General features: G+C 54.6%; 24 protein-coding genes and 1 pseudogene. 14 read left to right on the forward strand and 11 right to left on the reverse strand.

Annotation, left to right across the window (positions count from 1 at the left end; translation table 11 throughout):
• Positions 1 to 10 precede the first annotated feature (10 nt).
• Positions 11 to 463: a division/cell wall cluster transcriptional repressor MraZ gene (mraZ, locus tag ACZ5EH_RS21720; protein ID WP_464275946.1), complete on the reverse strand. Its 453-nt coding sequence runs from the start codon at positions 461 to 463 to the stop codon at positions 11 to 13.
• An 876-nt stretch (positions 464 to 1,339) separates the two neighbouring features.
• Between mraZ and ACZ5EH_RS21725 the strand changes: the two genes are divergently transcribed.
• On the forward strand, positions 1,340 to 2,344 hold the full coding sequence (locus ACZ5EH_RS21725) for an HD-GYP domain-containing protein (RefSeq protein ID WP_464275947.1): 1,005 nt from the start codon (positions 1,340 to 1,342) through the stop codon (positions 2,342 to 2,344).
• A gap of 23 nt (positions 2,345 to 2,367) precedes the next feature.
• Here the strand turns inward: ACZ5EH_RS21725 and ACZ5EH_RS21730 are convergent, their stop codons facing one another.
• Entirely contained in the window at positions 2,368 to 3,801 is a 1,434-nt protein-coding gene (locus tag ACZ5EH_RS21730; protein ID WP_464275948.1) for an aminotransferase-like domain-containing protein, read from the reverse strand.
• An 89-nt stretch (positions 3,802 to 3,890) separates the two neighbouring features.
• Between ACZ5EH_RS21730 and ACZ5EH_RS21735 the strand changes: the two genes are divergently transcribed.
• Entirely contained in the window at positions 3,891 to 4,652 is a 762-nt protein-coding gene (locus ACZ5EH_RS21735; protein WP_464275949.1) for an AzlC family ABC transporter permease, read from the forward strand.
• Positions 4,649 to 5,011, forward strand: coding sequence for an AzlD domain-containing protein (locus tag ACZ5EH_RS21740; RefSeq protein ID WP_464275950.1), 363 nt, complete (start codon positions 4,649 to 4,651; stop codon positions 5,009 to 5,011). Before ACZ5EH_RS21735 ends, ACZ5EH_RS21740 begins: the two co-directional genes overlap by 4 nt.
• Before the next feature lie 72 nt (positions 5,012 to 5,083).
• Here ACZ5EH_RS21740 and ACZ5EH_RS21745 read toward each other — a convergent pair whose 3' ends face one another.
• The gene (locus ACZ5EH_RS21745; protein ID WP_464275951.1) at positions 5,084 to 6,328 is read right to left on the reverse strand and encodes an HD domain-containing protein; all 1,245 of its coding nucleotides are present in this window, start codon (positions 6,326 to 6,328) and stop codon (positions 5,084 to 5,086) included.
• Positions 6,329 to 6,584: 256 nt separating this feature from the next.
• On the opposite strand from ACZ5EH_RS21745, the gene rplM reads away from it, so the two are divergent.
• The 9 genes and pseudogenes from rplM to ACZ5EH_RS21790 all read left to right on the forward strand — a co-directional run bounded on the left by rplM (position 6,585) and on the right by ACZ5EH_RS21790 (position 14,490).
• Complete coding sequence (gene rplM, locus ACZ5EH_RS21750) at positions 6,585 to 7,019, forward strand: 50S ribosomal protein L13 (protein ID WP_464275952.1); 435 nt, start codon at positions 6,585 to 6,587, stop codon at positions 7,017 to 7,019.
• A gap of 27 nt (positions 7,020 to 7,046) precedes the next feature.
• Complete coding sequence (gene rpsI / locus ACZ5EH_RS21755; RefSeq protein WP_464278345.1) at positions 7,047 to 7,439, forward strand: 30S ribosomal protein S9; 393 nt, start codon at positions 7,047 to 7,049, stop codon at positions 7,437 to 7,439.
• 724 nt (positions 7,440 to 8,163) lie between these two features.
• Positions 8,164 to 9,183 (forward strand): annotated as a pseudogene (gene pstS / locus ACZ5EH_RS21760) (phosphate ABC transporter substrate-binding protein PstS).
• Between the two features lie 47 nt (positions 9,184 to 9,230).
• The gene (gene pstC / locus ACZ5EH_RS21765) at positions 9,231 to 10,205 is read left to right on the forward strand and encodes a phosphate ABC transporter permease subunit PstC (protein ID WP_464275953.1); all 975 of its coding nucleotides are present in this window, start codon (positions 9,231 to 9,233) and stop codon (positions 10,203 to 10,205) included.
• Positions 10,202 to 11,077: a phosphate ABC transporter permease PstA gene (gene pstA / locus ACZ5EH_RS21770; protein WP_464275954.1), complete on the forward strand. Its 876-nt coding sequence runs from the start codon at positions 10,202 to 10,204 to the stop codon at positions 11,075 to 11,077. The genes pstC and pstA overlap by 4 nt, the downstream gene beginning before the upstream one ends.
• Before the next feature lie 30 nt (positions 11,078 to 11,107).
• Positions 11,108 to 11,935 carry a phosphate ABC transporter ATP-binding protein PstB gene (gene pstB / locus ACZ5EH_RS21775; RefSeq protein ID WP_464275955.1) on the forward strand — a complete coding sequence of 276 codons (828 nt, stop codon included), beginning with the start codon at positions 11,108 to 11,110 and terminating at the stop codon, positions 11,933 to 11,935.
• Positions 11,936 to 12,043: 108 nt separating this feature from the next.
• Positions 12,044 to 13,099 (forward strand): phosphate ABC transporter substrate-binding protein PstS, encoded by a 1,056-nt coding sequence (pstS, locus tag ACZ5EH_RS21780; protein WP_464275956.1) that lies wholly within the window; start codon positions 12,044 to 12,046, stop codon positions 13,097 to 13,099.
• Positions 13,100 to 13,215: 116 nt separating this feature from the next.
• Positions 13,216 to 13,884 (forward strand): hypothetical protein, encoded by a 669-nt coding sequence (locus ACZ5EH_RS21785; protein WP_464275957.1) that lies wholly within the window; start codon positions 13,216 to 13,218, stop codon positions 13,882 to 13,884.
• A gap of 141 nt (positions 13,885 to 14,025) precedes the next feature.
• The gene (locus tag ACZ5EH_RS21790) at positions 14,026 to 14,490 is read left to right on the forward strand and encodes a hypothetical protein (protein ID WP_464275958.1); all 465 of its coding nucleotides are present in this window, start codon (positions 14,026 to 14,028) and stop codon (positions 14,488 to 14,490) included.
• A gap of 193 nt (positions 14,491 to 14,683) precedes the next feature.
• On the opposite strand, the gene ACZ5EH_RS21795 is transcribed toward ACZ5EH_RS21790, so the two are convergent.
• The 8 genes from ACZ5EH_RS21795 to ACZ5EH_RS21830 all read right to left on the reverse strand — a co-directional run bounded on the left by ACZ5EH_RS21795 (position 14,684) and on the right by ACZ5EH_RS21830 (position 23,278).
• Positions 14,684 to 15,133: a hypothetical protein gene (locus ACZ5EH_RS21795; RefSeq protein ID WP_464275959.1), complete on the reverse strand. Its 450-nt coding sequence runs from the start codon at positions 15,131 to 15,133 to the stop codon at positions 14,684 to 14,686.
• 17 nt (positions 15,134 to 15,150) lie between these two features.
• Positions 15,151 to 15,912, reverse strand: a complete 762-nt coding sequence (locus tag ACZ5EH_RS21800; RefSeq protein WP_464275960.1) for a DUF5131 family protein — start codon at positions 15,910 to 15,912, stop codon at positions 15,151 to 15,153.
• Positions 15,913 to 16,215: 303 nt separating this feature from the next.
• Complete coding sequence (locus ACZ5EH_RS21805; RefSeq protein WP_464275961.1) at positions 16,216 to 17,016, reverse strand: dimethyl sulfoxide reductase anchor subunit family protein; 801 nt, start codon at positions 17,014 to 17,016, stop codon at positions 16,216 to 16,218.
• On the reverse strand, positions 17,013 to 17,582 hold the full coding sequence (locus ACZ5EH_RS21810) for a 4Fe-4S dicluster domain-containing protein (protein ID WP_464275962.1): 570 nt from the start codon (positions 17,580 to 17,582) through the stop codon (positions 17,013 to 17,015). The genes ACZ5EH_RS21805 and ACZ5EH_RS21810 overlap by 4 nt, the downstream gene beginning before the upstream one ends.
• Positions 17,583 to 17,592: 10 nt before the next feature.
• Positions 17,593 to 19,869, reverse strand: coding sequence for a molybdopterin-dependent oxidoreductase (locus ACZ5EH_RS21815; RefSeq protein WP_464275963.1), 2,277 nt, complete (start codon positions 19,867 to 19,869; stop codon positions 17,593 to 17,595).
• Between the two features lie 122 nt (positions 19,870 to 19,991).
• The gene (locus tag ACZ5EH_RS21820; protein ID WP_464275964.1) at positions 19,992 to 20,555 is read right to left on the reverse strand and encodes a TorD/DmsD family molecular chaperone; all 564 of its coding nucleotides are present in this window, start codon (positions 20,553 to 20,555) and stop codon (positions 19,992 to 19,994) included.
• A gap of 139 nt (positions 20,556 to 20,694) precedes the next feature.
• Positions 20,695 to 21,996: a helix-turn-helix transcriptional regulator gene (locus ACZ5EH_RS21825; RefSeq protein ID WP_464275965.1), complete on the reverse strand. Its 1,302-nt coding sequence runs from the start codon at positions 21,994 to 21,996 to the stop codon at positions 20,695 to 20,697.
• Positions 21,997 to 22,120: 124 nt separating this feature from the next.
• On the reverse strand, positions 22,121 to 23,278 hold the full coding sequence (locus tag ACZ5EH_RS21830; protein ID WP_464275966.1) for a two-component system sensor histidine kinase NtrB: 1,158 nt from the start codon (positions 23,276 to 23,278) through the stop codon (positions 22,121 to 22,123).
• Between the two features lie 162 nt (positions 23,279 to 23,440).
• Here ACZ5EH_RS21830 and thrB point away from each other — a divergent pair, with 162 nt between their 5' ends.
• On the forward strand, positions 23,441 to 24,007 hold the full coding sequence (thrB, locus tag ACZ5EH_RS21835; RefSeq protein WP_464275967.1) for a homoserine kinase: 567 nt from the start codon (positions 23,441 to 23,443) through the stop codon (positions 24,005 to 24,007).
• Entirely contained in the window at positions 24,004 to 24,606 is a 603-nt protein-coding gene (locus ACZ5EH_RS21840) for a hypothetical protein (RefSeq protein ID WP_464275968.1), read from the forward strand. The genes thrB and ACZ5EH_RS21840 overlap by 4 nt, the downstream gene beginning before the upstream one ends.
• Positions 24,607 to 24,610 lie beyond the last annotated feature (4 nt).

Raw genomic sequence — 24,610 nt, forward strand, 5'->3', positions numbered from 1 at the left:
GGCGCTCTTGCTACAATGGTATAGTTATGCCTCGTTCCTCGAGCTCACTTGTCACGTCGTCGTAATCCTGCTCCTCAATATCCGTCGTGAACTGTCCGGAGTTCCATATTTCAAACTTCTGCAACTGCCCGATGAGCAACACTTCCTTGTCCAGCTTGGCGTAAGCCCTGTGCGCCTGAGAAAGCAGAACGCGGCCTTGCTTGTCCAGGGAGAGCTCTTCTGCACTGCCGATGACCAGCCGCCTGAAATCGCGCAGTTTCCTGGACGCGTTGCCCACCTTGAGCAGGTTGTTCTCAAATTCCTCCCAATCAGGCTTGGGAAAACCCACCAGACACCCGTCGTAGCAGGTCAGCACAAAAACGCCCTCTTCGCTGCGTGAAAAAACCACGTCGCGAAACTCGGCCGGCAACATGAGCCGTCCTTTGGCGTCCAGAGCGCGTTGTGCTTTTCCTCGAAACAACATGGGGCATCCACCTTGGGAGTCTTTTACCACTATTTACCACTTTTTACCACCCCATGTCCTATTCCCCCGACTCTGTCAAGCGGGGGCGGGTTTTTTATGTAGATATAATGTAGAATTTTTCTAGAAAAATTACTTTCAAACTCTCTTTACATTGTCAAGATTGCAACACCAAAACAGCATCATTTTCTTTACAAGGTACAGCGATGCCATCTGGCCATCCGCCTTGGGGCTTTGCTCCACGCCGTTTTGCTCCAAAAGGCCCAAAAAGGAATGGGTATGGCCGCTCGGGCTGATATCCTTGCCCTGTGTGCGCTGCCGCCCGTCTTCCCCTTCTTAAAAATCGCAAACAAAAACAGCGCTGCAAACCTTGGTGTTTTACAGCGCAGTAATCTTCTCCCCCATGTATTTTGTCATTTCAAAATATGCCAAACGGGTACCCGAGATAATGACACATCGTGATTTGCAAACCACATTGCCCCATGCAACAGAGAGCGGCATGCTTTATTGGAGCTGTGGCGGATGTGATAGAGGAGGCACCCATGTAAGGAATCAGGAGAGTATTCGTTTTATGTACCTGGCAAATTCTCAAGTTTGCTGTTTTCCATATTTCTGCTTTTTTATTGCCTTTGCCCTATGGCAACGTGTTGCGTTGACTAAATCCCCGCGTTATGATTTACGCAATCAGCACAATTTAGGAGCATGGCGCTCTTGGCAGAACCCCATGCTCACGAGGCATTGCAGCCTCCCGACTGTACAGTTTGAGCCGTAAGGGGTACGGCTGTATTCTATTTGCAAGATACATTGATTAGATCGACAGACATGCAGCAATATTCAAGCGACAAGGCCGCATGTTACGTTCTGCCAGGAAGGTGACCAGTGTGCGCAGTTAAGACGACCATCCCGGACAATATTTCCGAGGAATACTATCAGATCAATCCAGAAATTCTGGCGAGCTTTCCCAAATATCGCCCTCCCCTGGATCTGTACCTTTTCAAGGAAGACATTGCGCAGTTGATGCCCTATGCACGAAAGGGCCAACGCCTTACAAACGAACAGGTGGAACAGGTCGTCGAGCTTTGCAACGACAGTCTGTTGTTCGTGTCGCGCTCTGATCACCCCGTTTACTCCAAGCATATCTGCAAGCAGCTCGACCTGGTGTTGGTGGACAAGAACCTCAAGGAAGGTGAAATCGCCGACATCATCATCCAGGCGCTGCAGCTTCGTCTGGAAGCTTTTTTCGACCAGTCCGTCCAGGTGGTCTTTGACCAGCTTTACGCCGACCTCATGGTCCTGACTGAATACCTTGGCCAGGACAGTCACCGCATCCGCTCCCTGATCAAACGCCTGCTCAAGGAGCACACCCTGGTCAATCATTCCATCAACACGGGCATTGTGGGCTTATGGCTGTACCTGCGCATGCGCACGGGGCAATTTGAACGTCGCGAACTGGACCGCGTGACACTGGGACTATTTCTCCATGACATGGGCATGAGCAAGATTCCCCAATTTGTCCGGACCAAGACCTCGCCCCTGACCCAGGACGAACGCGCCAAAATCAACCAGCATCCGCTGGTAGGCATGAAGATGGCGCAAAAACTTGGGTTGACCTTCAAGGACATGAAAAGCTGCGTTTTTGAGCATCACGAACGGCTGGACGGTTCTGGCTACCCGCGCAAGGCCGGCAGCGAAGAAATCAGTAAGATTGGTCGCCTGTGCGCTGTTGCCGACTCCTTTTGCGCCATGATTTCCGAGCGCCCTTATGCCAAGGCCATGGACCCCGTGGACGCGGCAAAAGCGTTGCAGAAGGAAGAGAAAAAATACGAAATTCAGTTTCTCACGCTGTTGCTGTTCGCGTATCAATACAAGGATTTTTCCTGGTAGCCGGCAATTTTATACGCGGGAATTCACAGAAAGGGCGTTTCCAGCGCACTTTCCGACTCCCCGCCAAGCTGGTCCAGTAAGCTGCGCAAAATGCCGAGCCCTTGCTCCAGCTCGTGCAAATGATCAGGCCCGGAGAGTGAAACCCGCACGGCCCGGGGTGCGGGGGCGTGGGCCACGGAAAAACGCTCTGCCGCAAAAACCCCTACTCCGGCCTCCCGGGCTCTGGCCTCAAAAGCCAGACCGCTCGCTTTTCCCGGCAGGTGCAGCCAGATGAAATACCCATCGCGGAACCCTTCGTAATCATAGCCTTCCAGAAATTTCGCAGCAAGGCTCCAGCGCGCTTCGTTATCTGCCTTGCGCCCTGCCAGGACCGTATCCGCCTCCCCAGAGGACAGCCAGGAACATGTCAGCTCCGCAAGCAACGGGGGCGCCATCCATACGGTGTTCTGCACGGCGCGAATCATCCCTGCCCTTACTGCTGTGGGTACATACACAAAAGCCGTCCGCAGCCCCCCACCTAAGGCCTTGGAGAGGCTCCATACGCTCACCGTTCTATCCGGGGCAAAGCTGGCGAAGGAATCTGGACGGGCCTCCCGCAGGAGGGCATAGGCGTCATCCTCCAGAATATAAACCCCCAGGCGCTGCGCAATCCGGGCTATATCACGCCGACGCTTTTCGCCCATACAACGTGTGGTTGGGTTGTTCACACTGGGCATCAGATACAAGGCTTTTGCGCCTTCACGTCGACAGACGTTCTCAAACGCTTCAGGAAGCAGCCCCTCTTCGTCCACATGCTCTACGGCCGCCAGCCGCACCCCCAAGGAGCGCGCAAGCGTCTTCAACCCCGGATAGGTCTGCGGTTCGGTCAGCACCACCTCCCCTACCCCCACCAGGGAGAGCAATGCACACGTCAGGGCATGTTGCCCTCCGGTGCAAATCACCACATTGTCCGCACTGGCGGAAATGCCGGAGCGCTCCATCCACTTTGCGCCAACCTCTCTATGCGAGGGGCGCCCTGCAGGCTCTGCATAATCAAGGAGCGACTGCACACCTGCTTTTTTGGCAAGCGTTGCCAACTGGCGGGACACATCTGGCCCCATGCCTCTGCTATGCAGCACCAGCCCCATCTCAATGACCTGATTTCCCACTGGAGCGACAGGTTCAAGAAGTGAGCTCTCAGTGGCGGCATCCGGCGTAATGAAGGTCCCTTTCCCTGTAATACCGCTCACCAGTCCACGGCGCTCTGCCGCAGCGTACCCCCGCGTCACCGTCCCCACTGTCACCCCCAGAAGCTCAGCAAGTTCGCGATGCGTTGGGAGTTTTGCCCCCCTTGGCAGCTCTCCAGCGGCCACGCCCTCTTCTATGGCGTCGGCCAGTGCCTGGTACAGCGGCTTGGATCTATCGAGGTGCGGCGTCCAACTTGTCATGGTGACAATGTTTACTTTGACAAGATACACATGTCAATCGTATCGATACAATAATGACAACTACCCGCTTCAAACAAACGCATCATGCATACACTTACCAGACCGGCAGAGGAGGCTCCATGCAGCTGCCCAAAACATTTGCCGCAACGCCCATGCTTGAACGCCCCAAAACGGTAGCATTTTTCTCTGGGATGGCGGACGCCAGCCCGCTCCTTCTGGGCGTGGTGCCCTTTGGTCTTGTTTACGGCATGGCCGCGGTGGCCGCCGGCTTTTCGCCTGCCTACACATCATTGCTGTCCTTCACGGTCTTTGCCGGGGCATCACAATTGGCCGCAATCCAATTATTGACAGACAACGGTCCACTGCTGCCGGCACTCGTGGCGGGGCTGGTCATAAACATGCGCATGCTGCTCTACAGCGCCTCCATTGCACCACATTTCAAAGGGCGTTCGCTCTTGCATAAATGCGGCCTTGCCTATTTTCTTACTGATCAGGCCTATGCCGTGAGCATGGCCCGCTTTGCCCCAGGCTACCCCGAGGAGCGCAAAAGCTGGTATTATCTTGGAGGGGGCGGGATCATCTGGGCTGGCTTTGGCATTGGCACCATCTGCGGCGCCACTCTCGGCGCCAACCTGCCGCAATCCCTGGATTTGGGTTTTGCCGTGCCGCTGACGTTTCTTGCCTTGCTGGCGCCGCATCTGCAGACGGGCTATGGCATGGCCGTAGCAATCACATCGGGCGCTGCCGTCATACTGTGCCGCGCCCTTCCTTATAATTGCAGCGTGTTGGTCGCAGTGTTCGCCGGTATTATAGTCGGCAGTCTTTTGGAATGGCGCAATGCCTGTAAGCCGTGCACGGCTGAGAAAGGAGGCCACGCATGAATATTTCCAGCGAGGCTTGGTTACTGCTTCTGTTGCTCAGTGCAGGAACGTTCCTGATCCGGCTTTCTTTTCTGCCCCTGGCGGAACGTTGGAACGGCAAGGGGCGCTTGCTCACACTGTTACGCCCCATACCGGCGGCGGCCATGGCGGCCCTGGCAGTGCCGGGCCTACTTTTCCCCCACGGCAGCAGCAGTGCACAGCATGCCGATGTCATAGCACAGACACTGGCCGGCATCTCCTGGGAAGGTGTTTTGCCAGGCATCATTGCCCTGTGCGTAGCGTTACGCACCCGCAACACCCTTTTAACCATTGGTTGTGGCCTGCTAATTTTCTGGGGGCAAACCATGCTGCTGGGGTGACACCCTTATATATAGATGAAAGGTCACTGGAAGACGCCACCCTTGGCAGGGACTGGAGATGACGATCGCCTCTTAGTCAAAATCTGCAAGCAGGGCCCCTATATGCAGATCGGGGCCAAGAGTGACGCGCTGGTATTGCTCGCGCAAACGCCAGAGCGCCTGCTGGAGCTGCTCGGAAGAAATACCATTGCGCATGGCCGTGTAGGCCTCGATAAAGGCGGCCAGGGAATCACACACCTTGAGGGTCTCGCCATCTTTGGGGTCATACGCCTGGCTATTGCAATTTTCGTATAGCTCTTCCCGGCTGACAGAACGCACAACACCGTTTTCACGCACCGTGTTCATAAATTCCGAGCCGACATCCAGCCCGAGGTAATACGTAAGCTGTTCGCTCAACAATCCGTGCCCTCCCTCTTCCAGGGGCGTGAGAACACGGCGGGTGAGCTCTTTTTCCTCGTACTCCTTGATGAGGTCTGCCAGATGCATGACGGATTTCTTGACCGGCGAGATGATGTCCCGGGTTAGGAGTTCTGGCAGATCATGAAAGAGACCGGCGAAAAAGGTGTTCTGCGCCAGGCTGCGGCATGCGCCCTGCGCCAGACAACAAAAGTAGGCGTAGCAAGCCACCAGAAACATATGTCCGATGACGGAGGTCTCGGGAATACGTGGCGTCTGCGACCAGCGCTTCTGGAAACGGAGTTGTCCGCAAAGGTGTGTGAAGCGGCCAAGGGGGTTTTCTATGCCCTTGACCAGTTCGGGCACACCAGCCAGATCTTTGTATCGCGCCAGCCCGTCCACAAAGGAGGCCTCGATTTCCTGGAATTCATCATCCAGCGGATTCACTGGCTTGATGAGGTTGAATTCCCAACTGCTGGCATACAGGTGGGCGGCATCTAGAATACGCTGCCCCAGTTCGTTGGCGCATGGTTTTGTATAATAATCCTGCAGCCGCTGCCAAAAATCACTGCCCAGAGGTTGCAGGCGGGGCGCAAGCTGCCCCATCACCCACTCGGTGAGGCGTTTGTAATGATCAGGATTCGCCTTGATCTGATAAAAGATGGGAGGCTTGATGTCTGTAATGACCAGGCGGTAAAAATATTCAAAAAGCCCCCCTTCCACCACGGTCTGCCCCAGGTCGAGCTTTTCATCAGCGCTCAAGCCCTTGCTGTTTTCCAAAAGCAACGCCCAGGCGGCAATCATTTTGTGCGCCTGCTTGTCTATTTCAAGCAATTCCACAGGGCGCAGCTTGTCATTCCATCGTTTCATGAAGGCGCCGGCAAAGGCGAACTGCAGGAGACTTTTCCTGATACTGGGCATGGGTGTAATCCTCGATAAGCGGGAAAAAAGATATTGCGGTTGAACAGGAAGCATACCTGCAGCAACGGGTGAGCACAAGGCGACTTATTTCCCTTCCCTTTCATCGAACAGTCCTGTACAAGGCCTGTTCGACATGTACGGGATGCGCCGAGCGCGAAAAAAAGATGTTACATCGGTGGAATTATAACTTGACACCGACAATGATAGCATCTATACATCCCCTTCTTTCGACGTGCGTGATTTTAAGGAGCTGAGGATGAAGACCTATACGCCGACCCCTAAGGATATCAAACGCGACTGGTTTGTTGTGGATGCAGAAGGCCAGATTCTGGGCCGCATCGCTTCCCAGATTGCTCACCGCCTGCGCGGCAAGCACAAGCCTGAATTCGCCCCCCATATGGACAACGGAGACTTTATTGTCGTGGTCAATGCCGAGAAGGTTAAGGTCACTGGCAACAAGCTTTCCGACAAGTTCTACCACCATCATACGGGCTACCCTGGGGGCTTGCGCTCTGCCAGCCTGTCCGACATGCTGGAAAGAAAGCCTGAGGAAGTGATCCGGGCTGCGGTGCGCGGCATGCTGCCAAAGAACCGCCTTGGTCGCGCCATGCTGAAGAAGCTGAAAATTTACGCCGGCCCTGAGCACGGGCATGCGGCACAGAACCCCAAGACTCTGGAACTGCCCCTTTAGTCCGGGGCTCGCGAGTTGGAGCTAATCATGACGCAGGAATTCAACTACGGCACCGGCAGAAGAAAAACTTCCGTTGCACGCACCCGTCTCTACACGGGCAGCGGCGACATCACCGTGAACGGCCGCGAGCTGGCGGAATACTTTCCTCGCCCCTCGTTGCAGCAGATCGTCCGCCAGCCTCTGGCAGTGACGAACATGCTGGGCAAGTTCGACATCAAAGTCAACGTCTGCGGCGGCGGCATCGCCGGCCAGGCATCTGCAGTGCGCCACGGCATCGCCCGCGCCCTGATCGAGCTGGACCCCGAACTGCGCCCCGCCCTGAAGAAGTACGGCTACCTTACGCGTGACGCGCGCAAGAAAGAGCGTAAAAAGTACGGCCAGCGCGGCGCCCGCGCCAGGTTCCAGTACTCCAAGCGCTAAGCCGCTTCGGATTCATATTGCTTGCAAAAGCCCCGGCCGTGGACACGGCCGGGGCTTTTTTTTGTAACTGTTTGTCATGAAAATATTGTTTTTCGGAGAGTATACCCTGACGCGGCCTCACCTTCCCCCTTATTCTTGGTGCACCCCGTAACAACTCCCGGCCCACGCGAAACCAACTGCAATAGCAGAAACGTTATTAACTGCTTCAGTGCACTCCACAAAATCTACACCTCGGTGGAAAGACGGAACGTCATTTATGTAGGGTTTGACTTACACATTATCAATCTCCAAAGAGACGCGAACTGTATCTCAGAAATCATTTTTTGCATTCTGTTTCAAATACAAATGTCTTTCATAATGGGCGTATAAACAGGGCGTAAACGCTATTTGCATTTTGCAGCCCAAAAAACATTATTTATTTATATACCTGTCCTGATAAATAGAAATTTTAAAGTCCCCTCATAAGGCCATTTTCTTTTGTTCATTTTGTCTTTGCGACGTAAACAAAGAAATATTGGGAGCTTTCTCCAAAGACAAAATAACATCATAACATACTAAAATTACATTACAAATATTATTTTATATCGATTATTTCTTTCCCCTCCTCGCAAAGCCGCTCATTCGTTACGCGTTTATCACCGTTTTGACACACAAGACCGGCTCAAGGCTCCTAAATAGGTTGTTGTTTCGACGCACCACTTAAAACCATTTAGCGAGGTATATGATGAAGTCTTTCGTTAAGAGTGCAGCTTTCGTAGCTATTTTGGTCTTGACCCTGCCCGCGCTGTGTTTTGCCGAAGTAACCATCACCGGTTCCGGCGCCAGCTTTCCCGCCCCCCTTTACACAACCTGGTTCAAAGACTTCAGCAAAGCCAACGATGGCGTTCGCGTAAACTACCAGTCCAAAGGTAGCGGCGCTGGCATCCGCGACTTTTAGAACCACGTGGTTGATTTTGGCGCCAGTGACGCTGCCATGACCGACGAAGAAATGTCCAAGGTTGAAGAAGGCGTGCAGCTGCTGCCCATGACTGCTGGTGAAATCGTCATGGCCTACAACCTGGAAGGCATCAAGGAACTGAAGCTCCCCCGCGATGTGTACCCTAAAATCTTCATGGGCGAGATCACCAACTGGAACGACCCCGCCATTGCTGCCGCCAACCCCGGCGTGAAGCTGCCTGACGAGAAGATCACCGTTGTTGCCCGTGCTGACAGCTCCGGCACCACCTTCAACTTCACCAAGCACCTGAGCGCCGTGAACGCCGAGTTCAAGGACAAGGTTGGCCATGGCAAGACCGTTGACTGGCCCATGGACAGCAACCTGGTAAAGGCCCCCAAGAACGACGGCGTTGCCGCTACCCTGATGCAGACCCCCGGCGCTATTGGCTACGTTGAGTACGGCTATGCCGTGATGGCCAAGCTGCCCATGGTTACTCTGCAGAACAAGGCCGGCAAGTTCGTTGCTCCTGGTCTTGCTGGTGGTCAGGCTGCTCTGGCCAGCTACGAACTCCCTGCCAACATGATCGTTTGGGCCACCGACCCCGCTGGTGACACTTCCTACCCCATCGTCACCTACACCTGGATGCTCTTCTACAAGAAGTACGATGCCGACAAGGCCGAGTGGATTCACAAGCTCATCGACTACTGCCTGACCGAAGGCCAGAAGATTTCCGACAAGGCCGGCTACATTCCCCTGCCTGAAGCTGTCGTGAAGAAAGTGAAAGAAGCTTCTGCCAACATCAAATAACTGACTGAATAGCCCCTACCCTCACCATACAGATCAAGGCGGATCGAATGGACTCACGAGGTAAAAGTGGCCTGGAAGGGGGGCGCAGCGTAGCGCAGCCCCCCTCTTCCGGGGACATACTCTTCGACAAGGTTTTTCGCGCAGTAGCCTTTGGCTTTACAGCGCTCACCATTTTGGTGCTTTTTTACCTACTTTTCGAAATTGGCGGCAAAGCGCTGCCCGCTATCAAAGACTACGGGCTGACGCTCATCACCTCCACACAGTGGGATGTAAACAATAAAATCTTTGGTTTTCTGCCGGAAATTTGGGGAACTATGTACAGTTCCTTGCTTGCGCTCTGCGTTGGCGGCTTTTTCGGCGTTGCCATCGCTATCTTCCTGACCCAGGATTTCCTCCCCCGCAAGGTGGAGCTGGTGCTCAAGAACATCATCGAGCTTCTGGCCGCCATCCCCAGCGTTGTATACGGTTTGTGGGGCATCTTCGTCCTCATTCCCCTGATTCGGCCCGTTGCGGATGTTCTGCACGATCACTTAGGCTGGATTCCTTTTTTTGGCACGGAGCTCAGCGGGCCGGGCATGTTCCCTGCGGCGCTGGTGCTTTCCATCATGATTCTCCCAACAGTTGCCGCCGTATCCCAGGATGCTTTCAAGGCCATTCCGCACAAGACCAAGGAAGCTGCTTACGGCATGGGCACCACGCGATGGGAGGCAATTCTACGAGTCATGCTGCCCACCGCATCGGGTGGTATCTTCGGCGCCCTTGTGCTGGGATTTGGCAGAGCCCTGGGCGAAACAATGGCCCTTGCCATGCTGGTGGGTAACTCCAACCAGATTTCGCTCTCGCTCTTCTCCCCCGCCAACACCCTGGCTTCCCTGCTGGCCTTGAACTTTCCTGAAGCCGGCAACGTGGAAGTGGAAGTCCTGATGTTCGCAGCCATCACACTTCTGGTTATCACCCTGGTGGTCAACATCATCGGCCAGCTGATCATTACCTACAGCCAGCCAGGAGGGGCCAAACGATGAGCAATCAAGCAGCTCACCTGGAAAAGCCCAACTTTGAAAAGCAGCCCTTTGAGCGCCGCACCATGACATCGATAGTGCTGAGTGCAATCACTGTGACTGCTGCAGTGGGTGCATGTCTGCCGCTCTTTTCGGTCATCATCATGCTGCTGTACAAAGGTGGCAAGCGGCTCAGCCTGGAAGTCTTCTACTCCCTGCCGCCAACGGCCTTTGAAACCGGCGGTGGTTTCGGGAACGCCATCATAGGTACTGGCTTCATGGTCGGCATCGCAGCTCTCATCAGCGTACCTTTCGGTATTCTGGCCGCCATCTACATGGCCGAGCTGGGGCCCAAACGCAAAATCACCCAGATATCGCGCTTCTGCGCAAAAACCCTCACGGGGCTGCCTTCGATTCTGGCTGGTGTTTTCGCCTATGCGGCTGTGGTACTCATCATGGGGCACTACTCCGCCTGGGCAGGCGGCATCGCCCTTTCGCTGCTGATGATTCCCATCGTCATGCTCACGGCGGAAGAAGCCATCAAGATGGTGCCCAGACCCATGAAGGAAGCAGCTTACGGCATTGGGTGCACTCCGGCGCAAACAATGCTGAAGGTGACCCTGCCCGTGGCCATGCCCGGCATCATTACCGGCGTGTTTCTGGCTGTTGCCCGTGCAGCGGGTGAAACAGCCCCACTGTTGTTCACGGCCCTGTTCAGCGACTACTGGCTCAGCGCCAACGAGCCCACCGCCTCTTTGGCCGTGCTGATCTACAACTATTCCGGCAGCCCTTTCGCGAACCAGATTGAACTGGCCTGGTGCGCATCCCTCGTACTGGTGCTGCTCGTGTTGATCCTGAACATCGTCAGCCGTGCAATCGGCCAACGCAAGAGATAACCGCGGTAACGCACGTATATGGAGTGAACTATGGCCACGGAAACCATCACCGCTGAAGAGCAACAAAACGCCACGGCACAGAAAGGCGAGGTTATCCTCGACTGTCATGTGGATAAAATATTCTATGGGGACTTTCTGGCGGTTCGCGACAGCGACGTTCCCATCCTGAAGAATCAGATCACCGGCTTCATCGGTCCTTCCGGCTGCGGCAAAAGCACCGTGCTGCGCAGCATAAACCGCATGAACGACCTGATCCACGGCTTCCGCTTTGAAGGGCACGTCCACTACCACGGTATGGACATGTACAGCAAAAAAGTGGACCCCGTATCTGTCCGTCGCCACATCGGCATGGTCTTTCAACAGCCCAACCCATTTGCCCTGAGCATCTTTGAAAACGTGGCCTTTGGTCTGCGTCTCAATCGTTACAAGGGCAAGATGGCGGATAAAGTCGAACAGGCCCTGCGCGGCGCCGCGCTGTGGGACGAGGTCAAAGATAAGCTCAAAAACCACGGCCTCTCGCTTTCCGGTGGGCAGCAGCAACGCCTCTGCATTGCTCGCGCCATTGCCACCGAACCCAGCGTTCTGCTCATGGACGAACCCTGTTCCGCCCTGGACCCCATTGCCACCCGCCAGGTGGAAGAGTTGATGGTGCAACTCAAGCAAAAGTACACGCTTGCCATCGTCACGCACAACATGCAGCAAGCCTTGCGAGTGGCAGACCAGACAGCCTTCTTTTCCGTGGACATCTCCAAAGGTGGCCGCACCGGTTACCTGGTGGAAATGGGCACCACAAAAGAACTGTTTGACAACCCCCAGCAACAATTGACCAAGGAATACCTGCACGGTGAATTCAGTTAATGGATTGGTTCCGCTGCTGGGTAATTCGATCTGATCGATCGCATTACTGCATACATACAAGAGGTTCCCGCAAGGGTCACGACATACCGTTTTAATAAGGTGAACGCCATGAAAACAAGCAGAACTCTCATGAGCTTTGCAGCCTTGCTATTCGTCGTGTTCGGTCTTTCCTGCCCCCAAGCATGGGGCGGGAAAGCCGCCTCCCCACAAAACCTGGTAACAGGCGCCGGCGCCACTTTCCCCGCACCTTTGTACAAGCGCTGGATAGAAGTCTTTCAGAAGCAGAATACCGACATTTCAATTTCTTACGATGCAGTGGGCAGTGGTGAAGGCATCCGCCGTTTCCTGAGCGATGCTGTTGATTTCGGCGCAAGTGACGCCGCCATGTCTGACGCGCAGATGCAGGAAGCCCCGCATGGCGCAGTGCTCATTCCGACCACGGCTGGCATCATTGTCCTGGCTTACAACCTGCCCGGAATCGAAAAGCAGCTCAAACTCTCCCGCCAGGTATACACCGACATTTTCCTGGGCAAGATCACCCGCTGGAACGACCCTGCCATTGCCAAAGACAATCCGGAGCTACAACTTCCGGACATGGGCATTCTCATCGTGGCGCGCACCGACAGCAGCGGCACCACCTATGCCATGACCAACCACCTGGCCGCCATCAGCAACGAATGGCGCGACAGCGGCCCCGGCGTAGGCAAGAAAATCCAATGGCCCGGTAAAACCATGCTTGCCCGTGGGAATGAAGGCGTAGCCCACAAGATTCAGATCAGCCGCGGCAGCATCGGGTATGTGGAATACGGCTACGCAACCCGCGCCGGTCTCCGCCTGGCGGAACTGGAAAACATGCATGGCCGTTTTGTCGAGCCCACAGCCTCCAGCGGGGCACTGACGCTGAAAAACAATCTGCCGCATATGCCTGCCAACCTGCGACTCTTCATGCCAGATCCGGAGGGCGATACCTCCTACCCCATCGCCACCTTCAGCTGGATTCTTCTGCGCCGGCAATACAAGGATGCAGCCAAGCGGGACGCTCTGGTACGCTTTGTAGAATGGGGGCTCACCAAGGGGCAGGACTTCGCCACTGAGTTCGGCTATGCTGCCCTGCCAGAGGAAGTTGCAGCCAAAGGGATTGAGGCGTTAAAAAGCATAGAATAATCTTTGTGCATTCGCCGCCTTGTCAACCACAATGCTTGCGACGCGCCTGGCGTTCCCATGCATTGTGGTTTTTTTCTACCCCCCTGCCAGAACTCTATTTTGATAATGAATACGCAATGAACAAGCGCCATCAATTAAATCTGGAAGCCATTGAAGAGGCATTGCGTCATGTGCAGCGGGATTTTGGCCAAATAAACAAAACCCTGGCCATGAAACGTGAATACATAGATGACGGCATAATAGAAAACATGCTCGCCGGATATGCCTACTGCAACACGCTGTTGAAGATGGAGGCAAACGTGGTGACAGAGGATTGCAAACACCACGCCCTGGAAATGAACCACGTTGTGCTTTGCGGCCTGGACCCCGGCACCCGTTTGGAGTTTGCCCACCACCTCAAGCAGACATCCACCCGCTTCTATAGCCAGTCGGAGTGCAACATTCACCACATAGTGCGCTGGAACAAGAAGCATAAATCAGAATCCGTATGGAAACGCGCGGCCAGCACCTATATTTTCATGCTCAGCCAGCCCCAGCTTTTTTTCGAGGGCAATCATCGCACCGGGGGGCTGATGATGAGTAATATTCTGGCATTGGAGGGCAAACCGCCCTTTGTCCTGACGGTGGAGAACGCCCGCGCCTATTTCAACCCTTCCACCATGGTCAAGCTGACCGATAAGAACTTCTTCGGCAAATTATACAAACTTCCGAAGATAGAGAAGAAATTCGCGAAATTTCTGGAAGAACAAGGGCAGAAGCGGTTTATCAAAACAATCAAGGGGTAGGGAATTTGTTCTAATAAAATTTCTTGTTTTACCTATCCACTAGGTTCTAACATATTGTTGCCATTTCAAAACATAGTCATTAATAAGTAATACACCACTAAGTAATTCTCACATGTGAAACCTTGTTATGGAACATCTAAGATGAATAACAATGCAAGCGAAGTAGTTGGTGAGATTACAACTGAAACTTTAGATAGTTTATTATCATATTTGTTGGACAATGAAATTATTGATTTTATTCCAATATTTGGCACTTCTTTTAAAATTTCAAAAGCATCGAAATCAATTCGAGACTTTTTTTTCTGTAAAAAAATGGCTCGCTTACTCAAGAATATCGACTACTGGGATTCTGACGACAGAAACAAACTAAAAATCAAATTAAACGACCCAAAAGACAAAGGAAAGACAGCAACAAAACTCATCTATACTGTAGAAAAAATAGATGAGGACAAAAAATCTGACTGGATTGCAGAATCCTTATTACTCTACACTGATGATAAAATTTCCAACATTGAACTATTTAGATTATTAAACTCAATAAAGAGAATAGTTTGTGCCGATGCATATAGAACGTTAGGCATAAAGAAAAAAGAATTATTAAGTTAAGATATTGTTCACGAATTGTTTAATGCAGGACTTATTCTTGAAATCACAGGAGACGAAGCTCCTTTCTGGGGTAAAGATAGTACAGCGTATAAGCTTTCAAGAACAGGAGAAATTCTATTGTCAATAGTCTCTAAAAAGTTAGACATATAGTCTACAGAAAATACACTCAATATATATTCGTCTTAGAACTTCCTCATTCACCCCCCTCCACATGCACCGTCACAGTATCCTGCAGCAGCTCCCTTGCCTTAACCCCGCCGCAGCTTGATTTGGCAATGAGGTGCACGCGGACTTCAAATGCGTAGTCGCCCGCCCTATTCACGGTCAGGGTGGATTTTGGAAACCCAGTAAGGGTCTTGATGGCAACGCCTTCAGGCTTGTTCAGAGGTTCCACCAGGGTGGTGACGAAGAATCCCGGCGGCGGCTGGTCCGGATACAGCCGAAAATTGATGTGGAACGGCTCGCCCGCCACGCCGGCAATCTCCTTGGCAACCAGTTCGGCCTTGTAGGCGTCCGGCGTGGTCAAGGGGCAAGACGCGTCCGTCTTCTCAGAATCAGGGGGCGCGTCGCCCGCCACAGCGCAATACGGCGACACAACCAAAACGCAAAGCAGGGGTAAGAGCAGCATTATTGTACGTTTCATTCTGTTATCCTCAGCCTTTATTTCCTGCGCATCACAGATTCCGGGGGCAGTTGCTCCCAAGCCCGGCCGTCCAGGATATTGGGGGTATGTTTGTTGTTCCGGCCGCCCCATTGCTTGAAATACAGCGGTACACCTTCCTCCAGGCACTGATCCCGTAAAAAGCGCACATGCTCCGGGTCCGCCTCCTGCCCGCCAGGCCCGGTCTCCCCCCCGGTAATCACCCAGCCGAGCGCCCTAATCCAGGAGGACAGGTTCACTTTTTCCAACAGCGGTTCACAGCAGGCAACGCGCACCCCTGGCCAGTGCTCCAACAGCAAGGGCAAACGTTCTTCCGCCATTGCCTGGTTCTCCACGCTCACACCCAGCCATAGTCGCGGCGTCAGAGCTGCAAAGCGCTCCGGGTTGCGCGCCCGCATGTATGCCAGGTATTCCGCCATGATTTCTGGACGTTTGGTCAACACCGTGTACATATGCCACGGGGCAGACGCCATGGCCTGAAACACCAGGTCCACCGCATCACGGGGGTGCTCTTTATGAAAGATATCCCCCATGGAGCAAACAAAAATATTCCGGGGCGTTTTCCAGCTTTGTGGCTGCCCCAATCGCCCCTTATGCAGCAAAGGGCGGAACGGCTCGTTTACTGGATAGCCGTAGCGCCCGGCCAGACGTTTGGCAAACCCCCGCGCATAGCACCGGCGGCACCCCTGGGAGACAGGGGAGCACCCCGTCAGGGGATTCCAGGTGACATTGACCACGGGTATATCTGTGCGATCCGCCATATCATTTTGCTTGGAGAGCTATTGCCTTCGACACGCAATCAAAATCTCTGCGTTTTGGCAGAGTTCGCTTTCTTGGAGAACGCCATACGACTACGAACCCATGGCAACATCACCGTTAGAAAATGCACCCCTGTCATTCCCACGAAGGCGGGAATCCAGAGTAAAAATCACACTCTGGCCAGATTAAACGCGAGCATCCATAGGCTGCCCTCTGCCCCCATGGCTACGAGCCAACTGCTCCAGACAACAACGCGCGGGAGGAATCCCTGAGGCTCCCCCCGCACGTCGTTGATTCTACTTTCTTCAGTTCACGCCGCCGATAAGCGCGGCCGTGTGCACTGTTTCGCTGAAGAACACGGCCCGGCCCAACAACTCGCCGATGAGCAGCACCACAGGCAACCACAGGGGCACGGTGCGCAAACGCGCTACAATGACCAGGGGCAATGCTAAAAAGCCAATGATCCGCAACCAGTACAGGCCAGAACTGATCCAGGCGGTTCCCGTCATGACCATGGCTTCGTTGCCGGAAAGCCAGACACAGGGAATGACCAGATACAACACCAGCGCAATGGCCAGGCTCATGGTTAAAAACCGCGCCAGCATGGGTCTGCGCTCTGCAGCCGTGAAGTACACCGCAAAAGCGGGTCCCAGAATACAGGCCGTAAGCAGAAAGAAAACAAAGGGCAGAATGTTGTTGATCGCCGGGTAACTCGGCGGGGCGTAGGTCATGCCTGTAAAGAATATGGTCACCACACCCACAATGGCGGACAACGCCATGAGCAACGGGTTGCCACTCTTTTTGGCGCTGATGGCGGTCACCACAGTGAGAGCGAAAAACACACCCACACCGAGCACTTCTCGAGAAAGCCAGGCAGTGCTCAAATGCTTGATGGCGTTGGGCGCGCCAAGGGGGTGCCCAAGGTGCGTCAGCGATACCAGCAGCCCGACAAAGACCACGGCCGCCACGGCCCACCATTCCTTGCGTTCATTGACACCCGCGCCCCCGGATGTGGCAAGACGTTTGAAGGCGCTTACCAGGGCCATACCTATGGCAAGCTGGCTGATGACGGTAAAGAAAACGAGGGGAAGTTCCATGCTGCTCATACGTCATCCCTCCTTACGGATATCGGTGTCTTGGGCAGTCTGAACCGCACGGACGGGTTGAGTTTCGGAAACTTGGGAAACCCAGCAGGATACTGGACGACATCGGTTTCATCGAACTCGCTCATGTCTACGATCTGCAAAGCGTCCACAGGGCAGCTCAGTACGCAGGCCGGTTTCAATCCATCATCGATGCGCTGCCAGCAGAAACTGCATTTTTCAGCCTTCTTCAGCGCCTCGTTATATCGCGGGGCGCCATACGGGCACGAGCGGATACAGTTGCCGCAGCCTATGCACTTTTCCTGCTCGTGCACCACGATGCCGTCCTTTTCACGCTTGTAATAAGCCTTGACCGGGCACACTTCCAGACAGGCTGGGTGCTCGCAGTGGTTGCAGGCCAGGGAGTAGAACGCGCGCTCCCTGTGGGGGTAGATGCTCTCCCCCAAGGGGTAGACCTGACGCCAGATCACGCCCTCTTCCTGGTGATATTGATTCTTACAGGCCATGGCGCAGGTGAAGCAGCCGATACACCTGTTGGTATCAATAAAAAATCCGTATTGCTTTGGCATGTGGTTCCTCCTATGCCTTTGCCAGGTCGGCGAACTGGTCGTGAATGGCAACGCCAGGAGCGCCTGTCTTGTAGGCGCCCATATCGGCCGATGTATCGTCCACAAGGGCGTTGCAGTTGTAGGCGAGGTTCTTGTACCAGGCCTCGTACATCAGGATACAATCGGCCGGGACATTGTTTGTCAGCTTGGCGGTTAATGTCTGCTCGCCCACAGCGTTCGTCACCTTCACCATATCCCCGTCGCTTACGCCCTTGCTCTTGGCGGTTTTGGGGTGCAGATAGACATAGGGCTTGGGGTTGAACTCCCGCATCCACTCCAGGTTCATGAACTGGGAGTGAATGGCGAACTTGGTGTGCGGCGTCAGCAGCCGCAGCTTGTCTGTTGGCGCACGGCCTTCCTTGTATTCCGGCAAGGCCTTATGCCCGTGCTCCGCGCAAAGCTCCGACTTGAATTCATACTTTTTGGAAGGCGTGCCAAACTCGAGATTGTTCCAGGAGGCGGGGTGCATCTTGGCCTTTTTGGGGCCATCTTTCAGTTCTTCCCAATTGGAGATGCCCAGCAGGTCGTAGACTCCCTGGTTGAATTCCTTTTCCATCCACTCTTTCGTGTCGATGTCCGTGGGAAAGGTGCAGGACCCTGGCTCGAGCTTGTTCATGTGTTTGGAGAGAAGCGCCGCAATCTCGATGTTGGATTTCGCCTCGTGCATGGGCTTGATGGCCTGTTCATTGATGGAAACCCAGTAGTGCCAGTAAGAGGCGTTTATGGTCCATTCCTCGAAAAGCGTCGTAACGGGCAGTACTATGTCTGAATGCTGTACGGTCTGGTTGAAGAATTGATCCACTGTGACCACCATCTCCAACTTGTCAAAGGCCTTTTTCATCTTGTTCAGGTCAAAGTCCTGGGAAAAGGGATTCTTGCAGGAAACCCAGAGGACGCGAACCGGCGGGTCCTGCGCATCCAGAATGACCTGGGCGGTCTTGTTGATGTTCAATGCGCGGTCGCTGTATTCGATTTCCTTCTGCTCGCCGCTGGAGAAATCAAACTCGCCCTTTGGTCCCGCTGCGCCGACAAAGCCCTTGGACCCCTCGGGCTGCTTCTGCACCAGGGCGTGGTAGTTGAATCCCCAGGTGCGCAAATGCCCGTAGCGGGCGCCGCCGCCAGTCTTGCCGACATTCCCCGTCATGGCCACCAGGGCGTCGATGGCGCGCACCGTGGCGCCGCCATTGACATGGCGTTGCAGCCCGTACCCTATCCAGATGGTGGCGGGCTTTGCCGCGGCAAAGTCTTCTGCCGCACCGGCGATCTTTTCCGCCGGAATCCCCGACTTCTCCGCGGCCCATGCAACCGTGACATTCCTGCGCAGGTAGTCTGCGAACTCTTCGAAGCCCACGGAGTTCGCCGCGACCCATTCGGCGTCGTACATGCCCTTATCCAGCAGGTGGCGACACATGCCCAGGGCCAGGGCGCCGTCTTCACCGGTCTTCACCTGCCAGTACTCGTCGGCCTTGGCTGCGGTTTGGGTAAGCAGGGGGTCGATGCACAAAATCTTGGCGCCCCGCTCTTTGGCCTGGTAGATGTATTTCATGGTGTGCACCGAGCACCAGGCCGGGTTGGCGCCCCAAATCATGATGTAGCGGGAATTGACCATATCCTCGGGGTCGTTGCACCACATTTCGCCCAAGTCATAGTTCTGGGCGTCGATGCCGGCTGGCCAGCAGGGAGTTCCCACCAGGCGGGTAGTGTACCCCAGGGAACTCATCATGCCTTCCACGCCGTAGTTGGTGATGCCGAAATTTCCGGAATATTTGGTCAGCCCCATGCCCAGCATGGACCCGTCCTTCTCTTTGATCTCTAGGAGCTTCCTGGCGATCTTGTCCATGGCTTCATCCCAGCTCAGGCGTTTCCAATTGCCGCTGCCACGCCCTTGCTGCTCCATGGGGTATTTGATGCGGTCAGGACTATAGGGGCGTCTGGTATAGGCATACCCCTTCACGCAGAGTCCGCCATCGGTAAAAGTGGATTCTGGAGCGCCTTCGATGAACTGAAGAACGCCGTCCTTCACATAGCTGACGATGCTGCACGTATCGTAGCAGTTACGTGGGCAGGCATTGCGAAATGTCTGATACCCTCCCTCATAAACAATACCCGCGTTCACGGGCGCAGGGCGCAGAAGCCCCGCCGGCACGGCGCTGGCAACACCCGCCGCAAACAGGCCTTTGAGAAAGCCGCGCCGCGTTACCGGACAATTTGCGGCCCTCTCGATATCCTGGTCACTCCATGGTCTCATAACTTCCTCCCGGTTGACGTTGCCCGACAGTTTCTGCAACTGCGGCCACCCATTGTATCCATGCAACAGTCATTTCTCGTTAAAAAACGGAATTTTACACCTGAAAAACAGATAAAAGACACCTATGCTTCCTCACAATTCTGATGTTCCAACGCTTCGATTTCCTGTTCAATCAAATGCGCAAGATGTCCGGCCACGAAACCGAATACCGGATGCACATCCGGCGCATGGCGAATCTTGTTCACAAAAGAGGGAACCCAGCGCCCCATATGATCATTGATAAAATAGCGCCATAGCGGCTGAAACTGGTCACTGGGAGCGTCCTGCAATGCGGCGCGCATGACCAGGCAGGCATCCAGTTCAAGGGAAACATGGTCGTCCGGGAGACTGTTTTTCGCCGGAGCCACCAGCCCCAACAGCGTGTAGACACTACGCACCGACATGGTGGAGGAGGCCATGAGCATGGGCTCTTGCTCCAGGTAGACAGAAGCATACGGGGGAGCCAGCGGCGCCATGGGCCCCACAAACAATTTGTTAAAGCCAAACTCCACCTCTTCCCAGTCTTCCACCACAGGAGGGGCGCTTCCCGTAGCCGCCTCCAGCGCAGCCACGGCCGCCTGCATCTCATCTCCATGAACGCTGTAAAAGAAATCACGCAAGGCGCGCGTGCACGCGTCAAACCCCATAGCAATCCGCCTTTGTTGCAGGTTGGCGGGACACACCTATCCCTATGGTATGAATACTAAGGTAAGTGGAAGAGTCGGAAGGAGAAGGAGTGGATAAAAAATGGGTAGCCCACCATACCCATTAAGCGCGGCTACAGCGTCACGCCCCGTGCTGGAGAAAGGAGTACAGATTGACAGTCTTATTTTGTATATTCAGTTTCTTGCGGATATTCTTGCGGTGCGTCTGCACAGTTCCTTCAGAAAGGTTCATGGCGTCGGCAATGGCTTTGGAGGAGCTACCTGCCTGAATAAATTCACAAATCTTGAGTTCCGTGGGCGATAGTTTCAGCAGCAGGGGATTACGCCCCCCCCCGCCATCAGAACAAAGGGCCAGAAGCTGGTCTTCCAGCAAATCCAGGTAAGCGGCCTGCGCTTCTGCGGACTGCACGCCCCGGGCTCGCTTCAAGGCAGGCAGGATCTCCTTTTCCACCGTACCGGCAATGGAACGCTTGTGCTCCTGTAGTTCGGTGTCGATGGTTTTGAGGACGGTGCGCATGGTAATGTTCACCTCTTCCAACTGCGCCTTTTCCTTTTCCAGGGCCTTGGTGCGTTCCGCCACAGTGCTTTCCAGGATTTCCCGATGATGCACATGGGTACTGATGTCACGCAATACCAGCAAATAATCGCTGGAGGCCAGGCTGACCCGGTTCAATGGTTCCAGATGCAATTCATAATAATGGGGGGCGAATACGGTCTCGATTTCGTGGCTGTACTCGGCAGAAAAGGCCAAAATCATTTCGTCCATACTGGAGACTTCCAACCCCAGCACCCGCCACACGGGGGCGCCGATGATGTCCTTGCCCTGCAATCGTTCGGATACTGCCCGGTTGATTTCCAACACTGCGCCGCGATCATCCACCACCAGCACCAGGTCGGAAATCACACTGAGGATATTTTCGTACTTATTCTTTTCCAGCGTCAGCGAACGATTGGACGCGTCAAGGCGTTCGTCCGCCTCCTGCTGGCTCATGGCGCTCCAGTCCCCGATGATCCTGGTCTCCAAAACATCAGCCCAGTTGCGGATCATCAATACGGCGCCGAGCTTGTCCGCCGCTGTGCCGTCCATTTCCAGCGCCATATCTTCAATGGATTTGACCATGGTCTTGAAGCAGCCAATGAACATTTCAGCCGTGATCCCCCGGAAACGATGCCGCCTGGCAGCGCCAAGTATCAGGTCTGGTTTGTCCCCGGCGTTCTGAATCAGATCGTAAAAATCGGCAACAGGCTCACCGGCGCGAATGTTCTCCCACAATGGCTGCATGAACCACAAAAACGAAAGGATACAATCCTCGCGCTTAGCCGTGGTGGAGGGCAGATATCCAGCCCGGTCCATGCTCTCAGTCCACTTGGCGAGAAACACGTCCACCTGAGTCTCTAATTGTAAAATTAACTGTTCCGACATGATCTATCCCAAAAAGAATAAATAGCGCAGGCCCTTGCGAAAAATACAAACATGGCGTGCAAATATAGTATGGCGCGACGATAAAATGCAATGCGTTCTTGGGCAACGGAAAAAGGATGAAGAGCTACGCTTTATACGGCTCGTCCTGCATCAGGTCCACCCGTGGAATACGGATCATTGCCCGGGCCCCCTCTCCTGCCTCGCTCTCCACGGTAAGGGCGCCCTGATGTTCCAGGGCTATGCGCTTGGCCAGACACAGGCCCATGCCGGTTCGATCAGGGCGGGTGGTGAAAAAAGGGTCGTAAATGTAGGGCTTATACTCGTTCTTTATGCCCTCCCCTTTGTCCGTCACTAACAGAACAACATATTCGCGGTCCTGACGCGCGGAAAGCACAACCTTGGCAGGGTCCCCACCGCCCCGCATGGTGGCGTCCGCAGCATTGGCCAGCAATTCCACCATGGCGCGGGAGATCTTTTCCAGATCGGCCTCGAAGACGCAATCCTCGTAATCCAGCGCCACCTTTTGCGGATCAAACCCCGACAGCGTCTCAGACCCGCGACGCATCAGCTTGTCCAGCGCATGCTCCAGCACTTTGCCTGTCTGCAGGCTTTCACGCTGCGGGTTGCCCACGCCGGCGTAATCGGCCACAGCGCTGACAATGCCCTCCAGTTTGCCCAGTTCCTCTCGGATGATGCCAAGATACTCCACATCGCGTTCCGGCAAGGAGGCGGTCTTCTGCATCAAGTTGGCAAAGCCGCCAATTGTCATCATGGGGTTGCGTATCTGGTGCGCCACGGAAAGCGCCAGCTTACTCAACCCTTCACTACGCTCGACCTGCAGTTCGTTCATATCCTGCATCATGTCGCGCTCTCGCCTGAGCAATTCTTCACGCTGAGTTACGTCTTCCACCAACAGCACAATGCCTTCCATGGAGTCCTCGGCCTTGAGGTACGACGTGGTCATGCTCACGGTGCGGATTGTTCCATCCGGCCGTTCATAGGGAACAGTGCGCTGCAGATTCTGCTGTTCATTCCAGATGACGTCTATGAAAACCTGGTTGAAGTCCAGGTTCTGTTCGTTGTCGATAAACAGCGGCCCCCACCCTTTGCTGAGCATGGTGGGTACGGAGTATCCCAAGATATCGGCCAGGGCCTGATTGGCCACCACTATTTTGCCAGCAGGATCGATGACCATAAGTCCAAGGGCCATGCTCTCGATGATACTGCTGACTATCAGCGGGCTGAGCCCATTGGTGTGGCACCGATTATTGTTTTCACTCATGGTCGTCAATTTCCATGTCTAAAGGCAGCGAATACGGATTTCCTGCAATAATAAGCTAATACCCATTTCTGCTACAATATTCAAGGGTAAGGTACTTCGGCTCCCCCCTCCCCAAAAGCAACACATTGCGCCCCCTTGCGCTTCGATGTATCCTTTATCTCTATGCCAGCGTGTCAGAATCCGGATGCTTCCAGCCTTCACCCCCATCCTTTGAAAATTGCCGACGGAGGGTGCATCTCCCTTATCGGTATGGCCGGTGTGGGTAAATCCACTGTTGGTCGGCAACTGGCCCTGCGGCTGGACTGGCCGCATCTGGATACGGACAGGCTGCTCGAAGCGTATTATGGCAAGCCCTTGCAAAGCATCTTTGATGCGCTGGGCTTGCAGGATTTTTTACAGGCCGAAGAAACTGTGGTGGCGAACCTGGGCGCCAAGCGATGCGTCATTTCCACTGGCGGCAGCGTGGTCTACGGATCCAGTGCGGTGGAAAAACTGCGCGCCCTTGGTCCGGTTATCCATCTGGATGCGACAAGCGAGACCATCGAGCGCCGCATCGACGACCTGGACCAGCGCGGGCTGGCCATGGCTCCTGGGCAGACCCTGGCCATGCTGCATGCAGAACGCGCTCCACTGTACGCCAAGGCGGCAACCAAGGTCATTCATACAGACGATATTTCGCCGGAAGACTGCGTGGAGCAGATTCTGGCCTGGCTTCAGGAGGCAGAGTGAAGCAATCCAAGCGCAAACAGGGCTTGTTCAAACGTTTGGCCGCCCTTTATGATGATATGGACAGGCAGTATCGAGCAACCGCCGGCGCTGCCGGGTTTTCCTGCCAGGGGTGCGAGCAGAATTGCTGTGTAAGCTACTTTCAGCATCACACGTATGTGGAGTGGTCTTACCTCTGGCGCGGCATGTTGGAATTGCCCAAGGAGCGGCAAGAGTATTTTGTGCGGCGCGCTCAGGAAAACGTGGAGCAATGCAATTTCGCACTCTCTCAGGGACTGCGCCCCCGCGTGATGTGTCCCTTGAACGATGATGGCCTGTGCCAGCTATACAATCACAGGCTGATGATCTGCCGTTTGCATGGCGTTGCTCACACCTTCCCCGGCAAGGACGGGCAGCTTGCCGCCTACCCAGGGTGCTTCCGTTTTCAGGCAGCGGTGGAAGACCAGGAAACGCCCCCGATCATGGACCGCACACCGTTGTATCGTGAACTGGCGAATTTGGAGATGGAGCATTTGACAAGGGTTGCAGGCAAGAAGCAACGCCCCGCCAAGGTGCAGATGACACTTTCCGAGATGCTGGTTTACGGGCCGCCGCGCTTCTGAAGCG

This window comes from Desulfovibrio biadhensis (assembly GCF_055388615.1).